Source organism: Streptomyces sp. ATLC9 (assembly GCF_057196705.1).
In genome coordinates, this window is record NZ_JBXUOY010000088.1 from 1 (window position 1) to 17,873 (window position 17,873).

The 17,873-nt window shown below is 74.7% G+C and carries 17 protein-coding genes and 1 pseudogene; 14 read left to right on the plus strand and 4 right to left on the minus strand.

The window, feature by feature from the left end:
* The first annotated feature begins 138 nt into the window (after nucleotides 1-138).
* Nucleotides 139-1,812 (plus strand): phospho-sugar mutase, encoded by a 1,674-nt coding sequence (locus AC2CJA_RS12105; RefSeq protein WP_484602684.1) that lies wholly within the window; start codon nucleotides 139-141, stop codon nucleotides 1,810-1,812.
* Nucleotides 1,813-1,862: 50 nt separating this feature from the next.
* Here AC2CJA_RS12105 and AC2CJA_RS12110 read toward each other — a convergent pair whose 3' ends face one another.
* Entirely contained in the window at nucleotides 1,863-2,489 is a 627-nt protein-coding gene (locus tag AC2CJA_RS12110) for a PH domain-containing protein (protein ID WP_484602686.1), read from the minus strand.
* 122 nt (nucleotides 2,490-2,611) lie between these two features.
* Here AC2CJA_RS12110 and deoC point away from each other — a divergent pair, with 122 nt between their 5' ends.
* The 3 genes from deoC to AC2CJA_RS12125 are packed head-to-tail and all read left to right on the plus strand — an operon-like array spanning nucleotide 2,612 to nucleotide 5,953.
* Nucleotides 2,612-3,619 carry a deoxyribose-phosphate aldolase gene (gene deoC / locus AC2CJA_RS12115; protein ID WP_484602700.1) on the plus strand — a complete coding sequence of 336 codons (1,008 nt, stop codon included), beginning with the start codon at nucleotides 2,612-2,614 and terminating at the stop codon, nucleotides 3,617-3,619.
* Between the two features lie 5 nt (nucleotides 3,620-3,624).
* Nucleotides 3,625-5,061, plus strand: coding sequence for an aldehyde dehydrogenase family protein (locus AC2CJA_RS12120; protein ID WP_484602687.1), 1,437 nt, complete (start codon nucleotides 3,625-3,627; stop codon nucleotides 5,059-5,061).
* Nucleotides 5,054-5,953, plus strand: a complete 900-nt coding sequence (locus AC2CJA_RS12125) for an aldehyde dehydrogenase family protein (protein WP_484602688.1) — start codon at nucleotides 5,054-5,056, stop codon at nucleotides 5,951-5,953. The genes AC2CJA_RS12120 and AC2CJA_RS12125 overlap by 8 nt, the downstream gene beginning before the upstream one ends.
* An 83-nt stretch (nucleotides 5,954-6,036) precedes the next feature.
* On the opposite strand, the gene AC2CJA_RS12130 is transcribed toward AC2CJA_RS12125, so the two are convergent.
* Nucleotides 6,037-6,504 (minus strand): hypothetical protein, encoded by a 468-nt coding sequence (locus tag AC2CJA_RS12130; RefSeq protein ID WP_484602689.1) that lies wholly within the window; start codon nucleotides 6,502-6,504, stop codon nucleotides 6,037-6,039.
* A 119-nt stretch (nucleotides 6,505-6,623) separates the two neighbouring features.
* On the opposite strand from AC2CJA_RS12130, the gene AC2CJA_RS12135 reads away from it, so the two are divergent.
* Nucleotides 6,624-7,271, plus strand: coding sequence for a uridine kinase family protein (locus AC2CJA_RS12135; protein WP_484602690.1), 648 nt, complete (start codon nucleotides 6,624-6,626; stop codon nucleotides 7,269-7,271).
* 105 nt (nucleotides 7,272-7,376) lie between these two features.
* Here the strand turns inward: AC2CJA_RS12135 and AC2CJA_RS12140 are convergent, their stop codons facing one another.
* On the minus strand, nucleotides 7,377-7,985 hold the full coding sequence (locus tag AC2CJA_RS12140) for a SigE family RNA polymerase sigma factor (RefSeq protein ID WP_484602701.1): 609 nt from the start codon (nucleotides 7,983-7,985) through the stop codon (nucleotides 7,377-7,379).
* On the opposite strand from AC2CJA_RS12140, the gene AC2CJA_RS12145 reads away from it, so the two are divergent.
* The 9 genes from AC2CJA_RS12145 to AC2CJA_RS12185 all read left to right on the plus strand — a co-directional run bounded on the left by AC2CJA_RS12145 (nucleotide 7,973) and on the right by AC2CJA_RS12185 (nucleotide 17,274).
* On the plus strand, nucleotides 7,973-9,151 hold the full coding sequence (locus AC2CJA_RS12145) for a pyridoxal phosphate-dependent decarboxylase family protein (protein WP_484602691.1): 1,179 nt from the start codon (nucleotides 7,973-7,975) through the stop codon (nucleotides 9,149-9,151). The two genes, AC2CJA_RS12140 and AC2CJA_RS12145, sit on opposite strands and share 13 nt — an antisense overlap.
* Nucleotides 9,148-11,028: an IucA/IucC family protein gene (locus tag AC2CJA_RS12150; protein ID WP_484602692.1), complete on the plus strand. Its 1,881-nt coding sequence runs from the start codon at nucleotides 9,148-9,150 to the stop codon at nucleotides 11,026-11,028. Before AC2CJA_RS12145 ends, AC2CJA_RS12150 begins: the two co-directional genes overlap by 4 nt.
* Nucleotides 11,025-12,443, plus strand: coding sequence for a lysine N(6)-hydroxylase/L-ornithine N(5)-oxygenase family protein (locus tag AC2CJA_RS12155; protein WP_484602693.1), 1,419 nt, complete (start codon nucleotides 11,025-11,027; stop codon nucleotides 12,441-12,443). The genes AC2CJA_RS12150 and AC2CJA_RS12155 overlap by 4 nt, the downstream gene beginning before the upstream one ends.
* Nucleotides 12,440-14,284 carry an IucA/IucC family protein gene (locus AC2CJA_RS12160; RefSeq protein ID WP_484602694.1) on the plus strand — a complete coding sequence of 615 codons (1,845 nt, stop codon included), beginning with the start codon at nucleotides 12,440-12,442 and terminating at the stop codon, nucleotides 14,282-14,284. Before AC2CJA_RS12155 ends, AC2CJA_RS12160 begins: the two co-directional genes overlap by 4 nt.
* Entirely contained in the window at nucleotides 14,281-15,639 is a 1,359-nt protein-coding gene (locus AC2CJA_RS12165) for a glutamine synthetase family protein (RefSeq protein WP_484602695.1), read from the plus strand. The genes AC2CJA_RS12160 and AC2CJA_RS12165 overlap by 4 nt, the downstream gene beginning before the upstream one ends.
* Nucleotides 15,640-15,706: 67 nt before the next feature.
* On the plus strand, nucleotides 15,707-15,970 hold the full coding sequence (locus tag AC2CJA_RS12170; RefSeq protein ID WP_484602696.1) for a type II toxin-antitoxin system prevent-host-death family antitoxin: 264 nt from the start codon (nucleotides 15,707-15,709) through the stop codon (nucleotides 15,968-15,970).
* Complete coding sequence (locus tag AC2CJA_RS12175; RefSeq protein ID WP_484602697.1) at nucleotides 15,967-16,218, plus strand: type II toxin-antitoxin system RelE family toxin; 252 nt, start codon at nucleotides 15,967-15,969, stop codon at nucleotides 16,216-16,218. Before AC2CJA_RS12170 ends, AC2CJA_RS12175 begins: the two co-directional genes overlap by 4 nt.
* Nucleotides 16,219-16,480: 262 nt before the next feature.
* Nucleotides 16,481-17,053, plus strand: a complete 573-nt coding sequence (locus AC2CJA_RS12180; RefSeq protein ID WP_484602698.1) for a hypothetical protein — start codon at nucleotides 16,481-16,483, stop codon at nucleotides 17,051-17,053.
* The gene (locus AC2CJA_RS12185; protein WP_484602699.1) at nucleotides 17,050-17,274 is read left to right on the plus strand and encodes a DUF397 domain-containing protein; all 225 of its coding nucleotides are present in this window, start codon (nucleotides 17,050-17,052) and stop codon (nucleotides 17,272-17,274) included. Before AC2CJA_RS12180 ends, AC2CJA_RS12185 begins: the two co-directional genes overlap by 4 nt.
* 96 nt (nucleotides 17,275-17,370) lie before the next feature.
* Here the strand turns inward: AC2CJA_RS12185 and AC2CJA_RS12190 are convergent.
* Nucleotides 17,371-17,873: pseudogene (locus AC2CJA_RS12190) on the minus strand (hypothetical protein); the annotation flags it as partial.

The following is a 17,873-nucleotide window of genomic DNA, read 5'->3' on the forward strand; positions in this document are numbered from 1 at the left end:
GCCGGAGGCCGCACGCGGCCGGCCCCGACCCGGCCCTCGGCCGGCGCGGCCCTGGCAACCCGCGCCCGCGGGAGCGCAGCGAAGCAGGAGCGGCGTACGGCGCCGCCCACAGGCGACACGCGAGAGGCGGAAGAGACCGTGGCAACCGTGCACGAGAACCTGACCGCGCGGGCGCGGTCCTGGCTGGCCGAGGACCCCGACCCGCAGACCCGTGCGGAACTGGCCGCCCTCATCGAGGCCGGCGACCTGGAGGAGCTGGAGGACCGCTTCTCCGGCACTCTCCGGTTCGGCACCGCCGGGCTGCGCGGGGAACTGGGCGCCGGCCCGATGCGGATGAACCGCGCGGTCGTCATCCGCGCCGCCGCCGGGCTGGCGGCGTATCTGCGGAGCCGCGGACACGGCGGTGGCCTGGTCGTCGTCGGCTACGACGCCCGCCACCGCAGCGAGGACTTCGCCCGCGACACCGCCGCCGTGATGGTCGGCGCCGGCCTGCGGGCGGCCCTGCTGCCCCGCCCCCTGCCCACGCCCGTACTGGCCTTCGCCGTCCGGCACCTGGACGCCGTCGCGGGCGTCACCGTCACCGCCAGCCACAACCCGCCGCGCGACAACGGCTACAAGGTCTACCTCGGCGGGGGCTCCCAGATCGTGCCGCCCGCGGACGGGGAGATCGCCGACGAGATCGCCTCCATCGGCTCCCTCGCGGACGTGCCGCGCGCCGAGTCCGGCTGGGAGGTGCTCGGCGAGGAGGTCGTGGACGCCTACCTGGAGCGCGCGGCCTGCGTCCTCACCCCCGGCGGGCCCCGGGACGTGAAGGTGGTCCACACCTCGCTGCACGGCGTGGGCGGCGCCACGGTCGCCGCCGCCTTCGGGCGCGCGGGCTTCCCCGTCCCGGTGCGGGTGGCCGAGCAGGCCGAGCCCGACCCGGACTTCCCCACCGTGGCCTTCCCCAACCCGGAGGAGCCCGGGGCGATGGACCTGGCCTTCGCCGCGGCCCGCGAGCACCGGCCGGACCTGGTGATCGCCAACGACCCGGACGCCGACCGCTGCGCGGTGGCCGTCCCCGACCCGGAGACGGACGCGGGCTGGCGGATGCTGCGCGGCGACGAGGTGGGGGCGCTGCTGGCCACCCATCTGGTGCACAAGCAGGCACGGGGGGCCTTCGCCACCACGATCGTCTCCTCCTCCCTGCTGTCGCGCATCGCGCGGGCGGCGGGCGTGCCGTACACCGAGACGCTGACCGGCTTCAAGTGGCTGGCCCGCGTGGACGGACTGCGCTACGCCTACGAGGAGGCGCTGGGCTACTGCGTCGACCCCGGGGGTGTGCGCGACAAGGACGGCGTCACGGCGGCGCTGCTCGTCGCGGAACTGGCCGCCGGGCTGAAGGAGAACGGGCGCTCGCTGACCGAGCTGCTGGACGACATCGCGGTGGAGTACGGCCTGCACGCCACCGACCAGCTCTCGGTGCGGGTGGAGGACCTGTCCGTGATCGCCGGTGCGATGCGCCGGCTGCGCCAGGCGCCGCCCGCCGTGCTGGCCGGTCTGACGGTGACCTCGGCCGAGGACCTGAGCCGGGGGAGCGAGGACCTGCCGCCGACCGACGGCCTGCGCTACCGGCTGGCGGGCGATCCCCGGCAGCGGGTGGCCGGAGCCCGGATCGTCGTCCGTCCCAGCGGCACGGAGCCGAAGCTGAAGTGCTACCTGGAGGCGGTCGTCCCCGTGGCGGACGCCTCGGAGCTGGCCGCGGCCCGCGCCACGGCGCAGCGGGTGCTGGACGCCCTCAGGACGGACCTCGCCGCCGCCGCGGGCATCTGACAGCACGGCCGCCCCGGGCCGGTGCGGCACGGGCCCGGGGGCCGGGGGCGTCAGCCCTGGAGCAGCAGGACCAGCAGGGCCACCGCGCCGATCACCGCCGGGACGATGATCTCGTAGGCCCAGCGGACGCTCGGGGCGCCCTGCGCCCCCTCGGCGGAGGAGTAGCGCTCGGCCAGGGCCCGGATCTCGTCCACCGCCCGGTCGGCCTGGGCCTGGTGGTCGCCGGATCCGGGGGATCCCGGGGCGAACGCCGCCCCGGGGTCCGGCCGGTTCGCCGGGGCCGCGCCGCCGCCCTGGCCTTGCCTGAGCGCCTTCTTGCGCTGGCGCAGCGAGACCGGGATCGCCCACATCTGGTACTTGCCGCCGTCCGCGAAGACCTCGGTGGAGTACGCCGCCCGTACGCCGTCGACCGACGCCCACGGCAGCGTGATCGTGCGGAACGGGTTGCGCACCCGCAGCCGCTCGCGCCCCGCGTACACGGCGGGCCGCAGGGAGAAGGCGGAGATCAGCGGCACGAGGGCCACCAGCGCGGCCAGCGAGACCCATCGGGTGCGACCCTCGCCGTTGACGAGCCCGTCGGCGGCCAGCAGCACGACGAGCGCCAGCAGCAGCGAGCCTCCCACCATGCCCATGGTCGAGCGGTAGGTGTGGTCCGCGTACCCGGTCTGCTCACTCATGTCCCCGATTCTGCCCGACCGCGCCGCACGGGCGCCCGGCCGGGATGCGGGAGGGGCGCGGGAGAGGGGGACCGGGAGGGATGACAGTTTGCTACGCGCGTAGATATGCTCCTCTGGTGACCATGCCTGTCTCGTCTCCCACCGCACCCGCCGAACCGCCTCCCTCCGCGCCCCCCGCACTGGCGGACGCGACCGCCTCCGACGCCGCGCTGCGCCGCTTCCTGCACGGCCTGCCCGGGGTCGACGCGGTCGGTCTGGAAGCCCGCGCGGCCCAGCTCGGCACCCGTTCGATCAAGACCACGGCGAAGGCGTACGCCATCGACCTCGCCATCTCGATGATCGACCTGACGACCCTGGAGGGCGCCGACACCCCGGGCAAGGTCCGGGCGCTGTGCGCCAAGGGCGTCAACCCCGACCCCACCGACCGCACCGTGCCGAAGGTCGCCGCGATCTGCGTCTACCCGGACATGGTGGCCACCGCCCGGCAGGCCCTGGACTCCGGCGGCGGGCAGGAGGTCAAGGTCGCCTCCGTGGCCACCGCCTTCCCCTCCGGCCGGGCCGCGCTGGGCGTCAAGCTGGCGGACACCCGTGACGCGGTGGCGGCCGGCGCCGACGAGATCGACATGGTGATCGACCGGGGCGCCTTCCTCTCCGGCCGCTACATGAAGGTCTTCGAGGAGATCCGGGCCGTGAAGCAGGCGTGCGCCCGCCCCGGTGGCGAGGACGCGCACCTGAAGGTGATCTTCGAGAACGGCGAGCTGTCCACCTACGACAACATCCGCCGCGCCTCCTGGCTGGCGATGCTCGCCGGGGCCGACGTCATCAAGACCTCCACCGGCAAGGTCGCGGTCAACGCCACCCCGGCGGGCACCCTGGTGATGCTGGAGGCCGTCCGCGACTTCCGCGCCGCGACGGGGACGCGGGTCGGGGTCAAGCCCGCGGGCGGCATCCGCACCGCCAAGGACTCGGTTCGGTATCTGGTGATGGTGAACGAGGTCCTCGGCGACGACTGGCTGCACCCCGACCGGTTCCGCTTCGGCGCCTCCAGTCTCCTGAACGACCTGCTGATGCAGCGCCAGAAGCTGACCACCGGGCGCTACTCCGGCCCCGACTACGTGACGGTGGACTGATCACGATGAGCCCCATGTTCGAGTACGCACCCGCGCCCGAGTCCCGCGCCGTGGTGGACATCGCGCCCTCCTACGGCCTGTTCGTCGACGGCGAGTTCCGCGAGGCGGCGGGCGGCAGGTCCTTCAAGACCGTCTCGCCGTCCACCGAGGAGGTCCTGACGGAGGTCGCCCACGCCGGCGCCGAGGACGTGGACGCCGCGGTGGCCGCCGCCCGGCGCGCCTTCGCCCCCTGGTCGGCGCTGCCGGGCGCCGAGCGCGCCAAGTACCTGTTCCGGATCGCCCGGATCATCCAGGAGCGCTCGCGCGAGCTGGCCGTCCTGGAGACCCTGGACAACGGCAAGCCGATCCGCGAGACCCGCGACACCGATCTGCCGCTGGTCGCCGCGCACTTCTTCTACCACGCGGGCTGGGCCGACAAGCTGGCCCACGCCGGCCACGGGCCGGACCCGAGGCCGCTGGGCGTGGCCGCCCAGGTCATCCCGTGGAACTTCCCGCTGCTGATGCTGGCCTGGAAGGTCGCCCCGGCGCTGGCCTGCGGCAACACCGTGGTCCTCAAGCCCGCTGAGACCACCCCGCTGTCGGCGCTGTTCTTCGCGGACGTCTGCCGCCAGGCGGGACTGCCCGGGGGTGTCGTCAACATCCTCACCGGCGACGGCTCCACGGGAGCGGCTCTGGTGGCCCACGAGGGCGTCGACAAGGTCGCCTTCACCGGCTCCACGGCCGTGGGCAAGCAGATCGCGCGCACGGTCGCCGGAAGCACCAAGAAGCTCACCCTGGAGCTGGGCGGCAAGGGCGCCAACATCGTCTTCGACGACGCGCCGGTCGACCAGGCCGTCGAGGGCATCGTCAACGGCATCTACTTCAACCAGGGCCAGGTGTGCTGCGCGGGCTCGCGCCTGCTGGTCCAGGAGTCGGTGCAGGAGGAGCTGCTGGAGGCGCTGCGGCGCAGGCTGTCCACCCTGCGGGTGGGCGACCCGCTGGACAAGAACACCGACGTCGGCGCGATCAACTCCGCCGAGCAGCTCGCCCGCATCACCGAACTCGCCGACAGCGGCGAGGCCGAGGGCGCCCAGCGGTGGTCCCCGGCGTGCGAACTGCCCGAGCGGGGCTTCTGGTTCGCGCCGACGGTCTTCACGAACGTCACCCAGGCCCACCGGATCGCCCGCGAGGAGATCTTCGGCCCCGTGCTGTCGGTGCTGAGCTTCCGCACCCCGGACGAGGCGGTGGCCAAGGCGAACAACTCCCAGTACGGCCTGTCCGCGGGCGTGTGGACGGAGAAGGGCTCGCGCATCCTGGCGATGGCCGGCAGGCTCCGGGCCGGCGTGGTGTGGGCCAACACGTTCAACAAGTTCGACCCGACCTCGCCGTTCGGCGGCTACCGGGAGTCGGGCTTCGGCCGCGAGGGCGGCCGTCACGGTCTGGAGGCGTACCTCGATGTCTGAGCAGTCCGGCAACACCGGGGGCGCCGCGCGCACGCGCCTGGGCGTTCTCAAGACCTACAAGCTGTTCGTCGGGGGGAAGTTCCCCCGTTCCGAGAGCGGACGGGTGTACGAGGTGACCGACACACGCGGCAACCGGCTGGCCAACGCCCCGCTCGCCTCCCGCAAGGACGCCCGGGACGCGGTGGTCGCGGCCCGCAAGGCGTTCGGCGGCTGGTCCGGGGCGACCGCCTACAACCGCGGCCAGATCCTGTACCGGATCGCCGAGATGCTGGAGGGCCGCCGCGAGCAGTTCGCCGCGGAGGTGGCCGCCGCCGAGGGGCTGTCGAAGGCGAAGGCCGCGGCCCGGGTGGACGCGGCGATCGACCGCTGGGTGTGGTACGCGGGCTGGTCCGACAAGATCACCCAGGTCGCGGGCGGGGCGAACCCCGTCGCCGGCCCGTACCTCAACCTCTCCACACCCGAGCCGACCGGTGTGGTCGCCGTGCTCGCCCCCCAGGAGTCCTCCCTGCTGGGCCTGGTCTCGGTGCTCGCCCCGGTGATCGTCGGCGGCAACACGGCCGTCGTCGTGGCGAGCGAGCGAGCGCCGCTGCCGGCCCTGTCGCTGGCCGAGGTGCTGGCCACCTCCGACCTGCCCGGCGGGGTGGTCAACGTCCTGTCCGGGCGGACCGCCGAGATCGCGGCGCCGCTCGCCGCCCACGCGGACGTCAACGCGATCGACCTGGCGGGCGCGGACGCGGAACTGGCCAAGGAGCTGGAGACGGCCGCCGCGGACAACCTCAAGCGGGTGCTGCGCCCGGCCGACGCGACCTCCGACTGGTCCGCCGATCCCGGCACCAAGCGGATGCTGGCCTTCACCGAGACCAAGACCGTCTGGCACCCCGTCGGCCTCTGACGGCCCGTCCGTCCGGGGCCGCGGCTCCCCTTCGAAAGGGGAAGCGGCGGCCCCGGACCGGTGCCTGCCCGGCCGGGCCGCGCTCAGCCGGGCAGCAGCCCCGCGACCGGCCCCGTCACCGGCAGGGTGCGGATCGTGCCTCCCCCGCTGACCGGTCCCGTGACGGCCCCGGTGCTCACCGGCCGGAAGTCCGCGATCTGGGTGCCGACCGTGTTGTCCAGCGGATCGACCCCCGTGCCCGTCAGAGGATCGATCCGCGCGTCCTTGACCGGGCGCACCGCACCGGCCGCCGCGTGCTCGGCGGCCCCCATGCCCCCGGCCAGGCCTCGCACGCTCGACCCGAGCGAGTCCGGCGAGAGCAGCGAGGTGAGGTTCGACAGCCGCACGGGCGCCTCGGCGCCCTGCCCGGGAGCCGCGAACGCCGCCCCCGCTCCCCCCGTCACCGCGGCCCCGACCGCGGAGACGGCCAGCCCGGCCCGCAGCAGGGCGCGCTGGACGCCGCTGCCCCCCGTTTGCCTCTCCCGTGCGTGACGGCGGCGCTGAGCGGTCATCGGTACACCTACCAAGAGAACTCGAAGACTGTGTCCGTACGGTGACGCAGCGTATACGAGCCGGGCGTCACACGCACACGCGTACCGGCACCCCTGTGGATGGCCGACAATGGTCTTCCGTGAGCTCCCACGACACCGCCCGCGTGATCCTGCTGACCGGTCCCTCGGGCTCCGGCAAGTCCTCGCTCGCCGCCCGCACCGGGCTGCCCGTGCTGCGTCTGGACGACTTCTACAAGGAGGCCGGCGACCCGTCCCTCCCCCGGTTCTCCGGCGGCGACCGGGTGGACTGGGACCACCCCGGCTCCTGGGACGCCGACGCGGCGGTGGCGGCGATCGCGGCCCTGTGCGGGGGCGGCCGGACCACCGTCCCGGTGTACGACATCTCCACCAGTGCCCGGACCGGCGAGGAGTCGCTGGATCTGCGCGGTGCGCGCCTGTTCGTCGCCGAGGGGATATTCGCCGCCGAGATCGCCGGACGATGCCTCGAACTCGGCCTGCTGGCAGACGCGTTGTGCCTGCGCGGCCGCCCCTCCACCACCTTCCGGCGGCGGCTGGCGCGCGATGTGCGCGAGGGCCGCAAGTCACTGCCCGTCCTGGTGCGCCGCGGCTGGGCCCTGATGCGCGCCGAGGGCGCGATCGTGGCGCGCCATGTCGCCCTGGGCGCCCATGCCTGCGGCCGGGACGAGGCACTGGCGCGGATCGCGGCGCTCGACGTGCCGAAGAGGCGTGCGCGCGGGCACGAGCGCCCCGGGGCCGTACGCGCGTGAGAGCGGGCAGGGTCGGCACCCCGGCCGACCCGGCCCGCTCCCGGAGCACCCCCCGTGCTCCCCCTGTTCCCCCGTCTTCCCCCCCCGGCTCCCGGCCCCGGTGCGTCAGGCGACCAGTTCGCCGAAGCTCTCCTCCAGATCGCGCCCGAAGCTCAGCGCCTCGTCGTCGCGCAGCCGGCGCAGGGAGCGCCAGATGCTGCTCTTGACCGTGCCGACGCTGATGTTCAGGATGTCCGCGATCTCCGGGTCGGTACGGCCCTCGTAGTAGCGCAGGACCAGCATCGTGCGCTGGGGTTCGGGCAGCCGCGCCAGCGCCTGCCACAGCACCGCGCGCAGTTCGGTGCCGCGCATCGCGTCGCTCTCGCCGGCCGACTCGGGCAGTTCCTCGGTCGGGTACTCGTTGAGCTTGCGGCGGCGCCAGGCGCTGATGTGCAGGTTCGTCATGGTGCGGCGCAGGTATCCGCCGACCGCGGCCTTGTCGGTGATCCGGTCCCAGGCCCGGTAGGTGGAGAACAGCGCGCTCTGCAGCAGGTCCTCGGCCTCGTGGCGGTCACCGGTGAGGTGGTAGGCGGTGGCGTACAGGGAGGCGCGGCGCTCGCGGACGTAGGCGGTGAACTCCGCCTCCGTCACGCTCCCCACGCACCGCTCTCCCGGTGCCTCCCCCCGGTTCCCTTCCGTCGGCCCGGACACGGCCGGCCCGGGTGCGGCGGCGATGTGCGCCGGCCGCCACCACCCTGGAGACGCTGCTGCTGGCGGAGCTGGCCGGACTGGTGGGGTACGGCGAGGAGGCGACCGGGGTGCTGACCTCCGGCGGCACCGAGTCCAACCTGATGGGCCTGATGCTGGCCCGCGACCGGGTGCTGGGGCGCGCGTCGGGGCGGCAGGTCGAGCTGGAGGGCGTGCCGGGCACCGGCCCGCGCCCCCGCGTGTTCACCTCCGCCGCCGCGCACTTCTCCGTCCAGCGCGCCGCCGCCCTGCTGGGCCTGGGCGAGGACGCGGTGGTGCCCGTCGGCGTCGACCACGCCCAGCGCATGGACCCCGGCGCGCTGGCCGGCGCCCTGGAGCGGTGCGCGGACGCCGGCGAACTGCCCGTCGCCGTCGTCGCCACCGCCGGGACGACCGACACCGGCACGGTCGACCCGCTGCCCGAGTGCGCGCGCCTGGCCGCCGAGTACGGCGCCTGGTTCCACGTGGACGCGGCCTACGGCGGCGGCGCGCTGCTGTCGGACCGGCTGGCCCCGCTGCTGGACGGCGTCGAGCTGGCCGACTCCGTCTCCCTGGACTGGCACAAGCTGGGCTGGCAGCCGGTCGCGGCCGGCGTCTTCCTCGTCCGGCGCGCGCGGACGTACGCCTCGCTGGCCCGCCGCGCGGTCTACCTCAACCCGCGCGACGACGAGGAGGCCGGCTACCCCAGTCTGCTCGGCCTGTCGCTGCGCACCACCCGCCGCGCGGACGGCTTCCCCATCGCCGTCACCCTGCGCACGCTGGGCCGCGAGGGCCTGGGCCGGCTGGTGGACGCCTGCCACGACCTCGCGCTGGCCGGGGCGGCGGCGGTGCGTGCCCATCCGCGGCTGGAGCTGCACGCCGACCCGGTGCTGACGGCGTTCCTCTTCCGCTACCTGCCGCACGGGCGGGACGACACCGGGCAGGACGATCCCGGGCGGACGGACCGGATCAACGCCGCCCTGCGGCGCAGGCTGCTGCGCGGGGGACGCGCGGTCGTCGGCCGCACCGAGCTGCCGGGCGAGGGACCGGGCCGGGTGCGGCTGAAGCTCACCCTGCTCAACCCGCACGCGACGCCCGCCGACATCGGGCGGCTGCTGGACGCGGTCGCCGAGGCGGGCCTGGCGGAGGAGCGGGACGGGGAGGAATCGAGGTGACCCCGAACCCGCCGGGCGGGAACCCGCCCGCGCACGGCGCCGGCCCGCACGGCCCCGACCCGCTCGACCACCCCGACCCGCAGCGCGCCGCCGCCACCGCCGCGGCCGAGCGACTGCTGCGCGCCTACGTCCGCGAGACCGGCACCGAGGTGCCGGCCGCCGGGCAGTCGCTGCATCTGGTGCTGCCGCTGAGCAGGATGACGCTGCGCGTGCCGGTGCGGTACCGGTCCGCGACCGGCTGGCACCGCTTCGGCGAGGTGCGCGTGGTCACCTCCGAGCGGGGCGGCAGCCTGCCCGCGGACATCGCCCTGGCGGCGGCGGGGCTGGTCCGGGAGCACGCGCTGCGGCGCGGCCGCCCCCTCCTGGACGGAGGCGACGCGGTGGCCCGGGTACTGGACTCGGCCCGCCGCACCGCCGTCCATCTGGCCCGGCGCCGCGCCGAGGCCCCCGGTACGGCCGGTCCGACGCCGTTCCTGGACGCCGAGCAGGCACTGCTGCTGGGCCACCCACTCCACCCCGCGCCCAAGAGCCGCGGGGAGGCGTCGGACGCCGAACTGGATTCCTGCTCACCCGAGTTGCGCGGCTCCTTCCCGCTGCACTGGTTCGCCGCGCACCCGGACGCGGTCGTCGGCGAGAGCGCGGACGGCCGCCCTGTCGCCGATCTGCTGCGGTCCCTGGCGGCGGGTGTGGAGGTGCCCGCCGGCATGGTGCCGGTGCCCGCCCACCCCTGGCAGGCGCGCGAGGCCGTACGCCGCCCGCGGACCGCCGCGCTGCTGGAGGCCGGGCTGCTGCGTCCGCTGGGGCCCGCCGGTCCGGCCTGGTACCCCACCTCCTCGCTGCGGACGGTGCACCGTCCGGACGCCGAGGCGATGCTGAAGCTGTCGCTCGGCATGCGGATCACCAACTCCCGCCGCAACAACCTCCGCGGCGAGCTGCGCCTGGGGGTGCGGGCCGCGCGGCTGCTGGCCGCCGGATCGCCCGGCCGTCCCGGGCCGGGCGGATGGCTGCGCGCCGAGCACCCGGAGTTCGGCATCCTGCGCGACTTCGCCTGGGTCTCGGTGGGCCGCGGCGAGGACCTCCCGGAAGCGGACCCGGAGACGGGCCTGGAGACGGGCCTGGAGACGGCGATACGCGACAACCCCTTCCGGGGCGGGGCCCGGAGCCGGACCGGCGGCGGGACCGGCGAGGCGCTGTGCGTGGCCGGTCTGCTGGCCGAGCGCACCGGCCCCGGCGACGGCTCCCCGCCGCCGTACCGCTCCGCGCTGTGCGAGGCCGTGGAGCGCGCCGCCCGCGCCCACGGCGTCTCCACCGCCGAGGCATCCGAGCGCTGGCTGCTGCGCTACCTGGAGGTGCTGGCCGTCCCCCTGATCCGCCTCCACGCCCACCACGGGATCGCCCTGGAGCCGCACCACCAGAACACCCTGGTGACGCTGGGCGCCGACGGGCTGCCGGTGGCGGGCTGGTACCGCGACAGCCAGGGCTACTACGTCGCCGCCTCCCGCGCCGCCGCGCTGGAGCGGCTGCTGCCGGGCCTGTACGAGGGGGTGGAGCTGGTCTTCGAGGACTCCTTCGTCGACGAGCGCGTCGCCTACTACCTGGGGGTCAGCAATCTCCTCGGCGTGGTGGGCGCGTTCGGTTCGTTCGGACTGGCCCGCGAGGAGCGCCTGCTGGGCGTGCTGCGCGCCGCGCTGGAGCGGCTGCGCGCCGCCGAACCCGGCGCCAAGGGCCTGCTGGAGACGCTGCTGGACGCCCCGTCGCTGCGCTGCAAGGCCAACTTCCTGACCTGCGTGGACGGGCTCGACGAGCTGGTCGGCGACGTCCACACCCAGTCCGTCTACGTCGATCTCCCCAATCCCCTCGCGGAGGCACAGCCGTGACCGACCACCCCGCCCCGCCGCACGGCGTGTACGACCTCGTCGGCGTCGGCATCGGCCCGTTCAACCTCTCCCTGGCCGCGCTCTGCGACGGCGTGCCGGAGCTGGACGCCCTCTTCCTGGACCGCCGTCCGGCCTTCTCCTGGCACCCCGGCCTGCTGCTGGAGGGCACCGTCCTGCAGGTGCCCTTCATGGCCGACCTGGTGACGATGGCCGACCCCACCAGCCCCTGGTCGTACCTGAACTACCTGCGCGAGCACGGGCGGCTGTTCCCGTTCTTCTTCTCCGAGCGCTTCCACGTCCCGCGCCGCGAGTACGACCACTACTGCCGCTGGGCCGCCGAGCGCCTGCCCTCGTGCCGCTTCGGCGCGGAGGTGACGGCGGTGGAGTGGGACGCGGCGGCCGAGGCGTTCGCCGTCACCCACCGCGCGCCGGGCGGCTCGGGTGATTCAGGCGATTCGGACGGTGACCGGGACGGCGGCCGGGAGGAGCGCGTACTGGCCCGGCGGGTGGTGCTCGGCGTCGGCACCACCCCGGTCGTGCCCGAGCCCCTGCGCCCCCTGCTCACGCCCGCGCACGCCGGGCGCGTACTGCACAGCGCCGACTACCGCGCCCACCGCGCCGCCCTCGCCGGGAGGGACGACGTGACGGTGGTCGGGGCGGGGCAGTCCGGCGCGGAGGTCGTGCTCGACCTGCTGCGGCACCAGGACGGCGAGGGGCGCGGCGGCCCGTACGTGCGCTGGCTGGCGCGCACCCCGGCGTTCGCGCCCATGGAGTACTCCAAGATCGGCCTGGAGCACTTCACCCCGGACTACGTCCGCTACTTCCGCGCCCTGCCCGAGGCCGTCCGCGACCGGCTGGTGCGCGAGCAGTGGCAGCTCTACAAGGGCGTCAGCGAACAGACCCTCGGCGAGATCCACGACGAGCTGTACGAGCGGACCATCGGCGGCGGACGGCCGCGTGCCGGCCTCCACCCGGGTGTGGAGATCACCGCCGTGCGCCCCGTGGAGGACTCCGGGGGCCGCGGGTACGTACTGGGCTGCCGCCACACCCAGCAGGGCACGGAGTTCGAGGTGCGCACCTCGGCGGTCGTCGCGGCCACCGGCTACGCCGCCGTACGACCGGCCTGTCTGGGCCCGCTGGACAAGCTCGTCGACTGGGACGCGCGCGGCCGCTACCGCGTCGGCGGCGACTACCGTGTCGCGCTCGACGAGAGCGTCACCGGCGCGCTGTACGTGCAGAACGCCGAGATGCACACCCACGGCGTGGGCGCGCCCGACCTCACCCTGGGCGCCTGGCGGGCGGCGGTGATCCTCAACTCCGCCGCCGGGCGCACCGTACTGCCCGTACCCGACCGGGCGGCCTGGACGACCTTCGGCGCGCCCGGGCCCGCCCGCGCCGGGGAGGCGGCCCGATGAGCGCCGTACCCCGCGACGCCTGGCGGGAGGCCGGGCGCAGGCTCCTGGCCAAGGCCGTCGAGGAGTTCGCCTACGAGGAGCTGCTCGTCCCCGAACCCGAACCCGGCCCCGGCTCACCACCGGACGCGTACCGGCTGGACCTGGGCGGCGGGACCTCATGGACGTTCCGCGCCGCCCGTGGCTCCTTCGGCTCCTGGCGCCTGGTCCCCGGCACCCTGCGCCGCCGGCCCGCACCCGGCGACGGCACGGAGGAGGATGCGGGCGAGGAGCACGGCCCGGAGCGGCTGCTGCTCGACGCCCGCGAAGTGCTGGGCTGGGACGGCCCCACCACCGCCGAGGTGCTGCGCGAGCTGACCGCGACCCGCCTCGCCGAGGCCCACCTCATATCCCGCGACCTGCCCGCCGCCGCCCTGGCCGACCTGGACCACCTGGAGCTGGAGGCACACCAGGACGGCCACCCCTGCATGCTGCTCAACAAGGGCCGCCTGGGCTTCTCCGCCTCCGACGCCGCCGCCTACGCCCCCGAGGCGGCCGGCGAGGTGCGGCTGCGCTGGGCGGCCGTCCACACCACCCTGGCCTCGTACGCGGGCACACCGGGCCTGGACGCCCGGGTGCTGCTGTCCGAGGAGCTGGACGCGGCCGTGCGCGAACGTTTCGCCGCCGTCCTCGCCGACGCCTGCGCCCGGGGCCCATACGCCCCGGGCGACTTCGTCTGGCTGCCGGTCCACCCCTTCCACTGGGACGAGGCCGTGGCCACCCTCTTCGCCCCCTACCTCGCCGACGGCCGGATCGTCCCCCTCGGCGAGGGCCCGGACCGCTACCGGCCCCTGCAGTCGGTCCGCACCCTCGCCAACCTCGACCACCCCGGCCGCCGCAACGTCAAGGTGCCGCTGCTCATCCGCAACACCCTGGTGTGGCGCGGGCTGTCCACCGAACCGACGAGGGCCGCGCCCGACATCAGCGCCTGGCTGCACGCGATACGCGAGGGCGACTCCTACCTCCGCGACGAGCTGCGCTTCCACCCCCTGGGCGAGGTGGCCTCCGTCGCCGTGCGCCACCCGCTGTACGAGTCGGTGGCCGACGCCCCCTACCGCTACCACGAGCTGCTGGGCGCGGTGTGGCGCGAGCCGGTGACCGCCCTGCTGCGCGACGGCGAGCGGGCCCGCACGATGGCCGCCCTGCTCAAGACCGGCTCGGACGGCAGGGCGCTGGTCGCCGAACTGGTGGAGCGTTCCGGCCTGCCCCCGCGCGCCTGGCTGGCCCGCTTCCTGGCCGCCCTGCTGCCGGGGCTGCTGCACTGCCTGTACCGCCACGGGATCGCCTTCTGCCCGCACGGCGAGAACACCGTGCTCCTCCACGACGCCCGCGAGGTGCCCGTGGGCATCGCGCTCAAGGACTTCGCCGAGGACGTCAACCTGCTCCCCGGTCACCGCCCCGAGTACGCCGGGCTGCCACAGCGCGCCGACGCCGTACTGCTGCGCTGGCCGGCGCACGAGCTGGCGCACTCACTGCTGAGCGCCGTCCTCGCGGGCCACTTCCGCTTCCTCGCCCCCCTGGTGGAAGAGCATCTGGGCCTACCCGAGGCGGACTTCTGGTCCCTGGTACGCGCCGAGATCGGCCGCTACCACGGCCGCTTCCCCGAACTCGCGGACCGCTTCGAGGAGTTCGGCCTGCTCGCGCCGTCCTTCGACCGGGTCGCCCTCAACCGCGAGCAGTTGCTGGGCGGCGGCTTCCACGACCGCGCCGAACGCGACGAGGGCTTCGACGTCGTCCACGGCGCCGTCCCCAACCCCCTGGCCGCCGCGGCGCCCCTCACCGAACCGACCGAGGAGTCCAGGTGACCGACCCGTACGAGCGGCTGCGCGCCGAGGCCGAGGCGGGACGCGTCGAGGAGGTGGTCGTCGCCGTACCCGACCTCCAGGGACGGCTGATGGGCAGCCGGCTGTCCGTGCCCTACTTCCTCCAGGAGGCCGCGCGCGAGGGTTTCGGCGCCTGCGTCTACCTGCTCGCCACCGACGTGGAGATGGACACCGGCCCCGGCTACGCCATCGACGCGTGGGACAGCGGCTTCGGCGACTTCGTCCTGCGCCCCGACCCGGCCACCCTGCGCACCGTCCTGCCCTGGGACGAGGGCACCGCCCTCGTCCTGGCCGACGCGTCGTGGCACGACCACGAGCCCGTCGCCGTCGCCCCCCGCCACGTCCTGCGCACCCAGCTCGACCGGCTGGCCGCCCGCGGCCTGACCGCGTACGCCGGCACCGAGCTGGAGTTCCTGCTGTTCACCGCCTCCTACCGGGATGCCTGGGAGCGCCGCTACACCGGGCTGCGCCCCGCCGCCCGCTACAACACCGACTACTCCCTCCAGGGCCTGGAGGAGGTCGAGCCGGTCGCCCGCCGCATCCGCCGCGCGATGACGCGCGCCGGACTGCGGATGGAGACCGCCCGCGGTGAGTGCCACCCGGGCCAGTACGAGATCGTCTTCCGCTACGACGAGGCGATGGCCACCTGCGACAACCACGTCCTGTTCAAGGACGGCGCCAAGCGGATCGCCGCCGCCCAGGGCACCTCGCTCACCTTCATGCCGAAGTTCGACGAGGGCGAGGGCAACTCCTGCCACGTCCACCTCTCCCTGCGCGGCGCCGACGGCACGCCCGTGCTGGCCGACCCGTCCGCCGGCGACGGCATGTCGGAGCTGATGCGGCACTTCGTCGCCGGTCAGCTCGCCTGCCTGCCCGAACTGGCCCTGCTGATGGCGCCCAACGTCAACTCCTACAAGCGCCTCCAGCCCGGCGCGTTCGCCCCGACGGGTGTCGCATGGGGCCGCGACAACCGCACCTGCCCGATACGGGTGGTGGGCTCGGGCCCGTCCCTGCGCATCGAGCACCGCGTCCCCGGCGGCGACGCCAACCCGTACCTGGCCGTCGCCGCCGCCGTCGCCGCCGGGCTGTACGGCATCGACAACCGCCTCCCCCTGCCGCCGGAGCACACCGCCAACGCCCTTGCCGACCCGGCCGTCCCCCGCCTGCCCGCCACCCTCACCGAGGCCCTGCACCGCTGGGAGAACAGCGGCATCGCGGCCGGACTCTTCGGCAAGGAGACCGTCGCCCACTACGCGCGGGCCGCCCGCGCCGAGCTGTCCGCCTTCGAACGCGCCGTCACCGACTGGGAGCGCGTCCGCGGCTTCGAGCGCCTGTAAGAATTCCACCGTCCGGCTCCACGGCCATGGACCATGGAGAAGTACTATGCATCTGTACACTAGATGCATGTCTGCTACATATCCCATCGCCGAGGCTCGAGGCAAACTCGGCGACCTCGCCCGCCGGGCCGCCCAGCACGAACACATCACCCTGACCGACCGCGGCGTTCCCACGGCCGTACTCGTCTCCCCCGCAGAACTCGAAGACCTCGAGGACGCCCTCGCCCTCGCCCGCCTGGAGCGCGACCGCGCCCTCGGCCGCTCCGAGGCGCCGATCCCCCACAGCCAGGCGCGCCGCGCCCTCCTCGAAGCCGCAGGCAGGGGCGAGTGACCTGGCGGGTCCTGTGGGAGCCGACCGCACTGGACACCGCCACCGGTCACCTCAGGAAGGATCCCGGCAGCGTCGATGCCCTCCTCATGGCCACCGACCAACTCGCCGAGAACCCTCGCCCTCCTGAGTCCCGCCCGTGGGGGACCGAACATCGTCGTCTCCGCCACGGCCCCTGGCGCGTCCTTTACCGCGTCGATCGGGACGCCCGCACTCTTCACATCGAGCACATCGGACGCGTCGGCGACTGATGCTCCCGCACTGAAACCTGAAGCGGCCGGCCGCGCCCCGGGGCCGGACCCACCAGGGGCGGGTGACGGCCCGGGTGCAGGCGGGGTGGCGGGCGGCGTGGTGGAGTCGCCGGTCCAAGGCGGTGCCGGACTCCACGTCGGCGTGCGACGCGGCGCCGCACACGTCGCAGGCCGAACAGTCGATCGGTGGTTGTATGAAGGACGGGTACCCCGCCCCGGTACCCGCGCAGTTGTCGCCGACCAACTGGGAGTTGAGGAAAGCGTGCTGTGGCCCAACGTCGTGAAGGCCGTCATGAAGACCGGCCCCGACCGCGAGGTCGTCTCGGTCTACCCGTACCGCTCGGCCTGCCCGTCGTCCGTCTGGCGCTCACTGATCACGGACGCCCGCGGGGAGTTGACGTTCGCCGGGTACACCAACTACTTCCTCTGGCTCGACCACCCGAACCTCGCCACCGTGCTCAGGAAGAAGGCCCGCGCCGGTGTCGCGGTGCGGTTCCTGCTGGGCGAGCCCGACTCAGTGACGACCCGGCGCCGCGAAACGGTGGAGCAGACCGCACTGACCGTCTCCACCCGCATCCGCATCACGCTGGAGCACCTGGAACGGCTCGGGGACACCGAGAACATCGAGGCCCGCTACAGCCGTCACGAGGGCCATATCAGCCTGTCGGTGTTCCGCTTCGACGACCAGATGCTCGTCACCCCCCACCTGTCCAACCTGGTCGGCCACGACTCGCCCATGCTCCATCTGCGGAGGCTGCAGGACGACGGCATGTTCGACCGTTTCGCCTCGCATGCAGAGGCGCTGTGGAAGGAGGGAGCTCTGGTCAACGGATGACTGCGGACAGCGTTCGGCACGACCTGCCGATCGATCGGTGGCGGAAGTCCAGTCACACCGCCGGCGACGGCAACTGCGTGGAGGTGGCGGAGATACCCGGCGCCGCCGGCATCGCCGTCCGCGACTCCAAGAACCTGGGCGTCCCCCCGGCCCGCGTCTCCCGCCCCGCCTGGGCGGCGTTCCTCTCGGCGGTGGCGCGGGACACGATCGCGGACTCCTGACCGGTGGACGGACGCCGCGAGGCTCCCGGAGCGGAGAAGCCCACCCCACCGTTCCCCGCCACGCGTGGGGCCGGGGCCCCGCGCCGGTCGTCCGTGTCACCGCCCGGTTTCCGCGGCGGTGCCTCCCCTCGAAGCCCCGTGCAGCATCAGCGCCACCCCGCCGGTCAGTGACACCACGGCGGTGAGGATGAGCCGCGTCCCCAGCCCCGGGCCGGGGATCACCGCGCCGGCGAGGGCCGGTGCCGCGACCGAGCCGGCGGCCCCCACGACCAGGCAGCCGGTGAACGCCGCGCTCGCGCGGTCGGGCACCAGCTCGGCGGTCCAGACCGCCGGCACCGCCGACCCGGTCATGTATCCCGCGCCGAAGACGCAGGCCAAGACCGCCGTCGCGGCCGGGGAGTCACCGGCCACTCCGAGGAGCGCCGGCGCGGCGGCCACCGTCACCAGGCACAGCGCCGCGACCCTAGGGCTGCCCAGCCGCCGCGCGACGGTCCCGGCCGCCACGCCCACCATGCCGGTGGTGCCGATGGCCGCGCTGTGGGCCGGGGCGGGGGCCCCCCGGGCCGCCCCGGGGGCGCCGCCCCCGCCCGGGCCCCGGC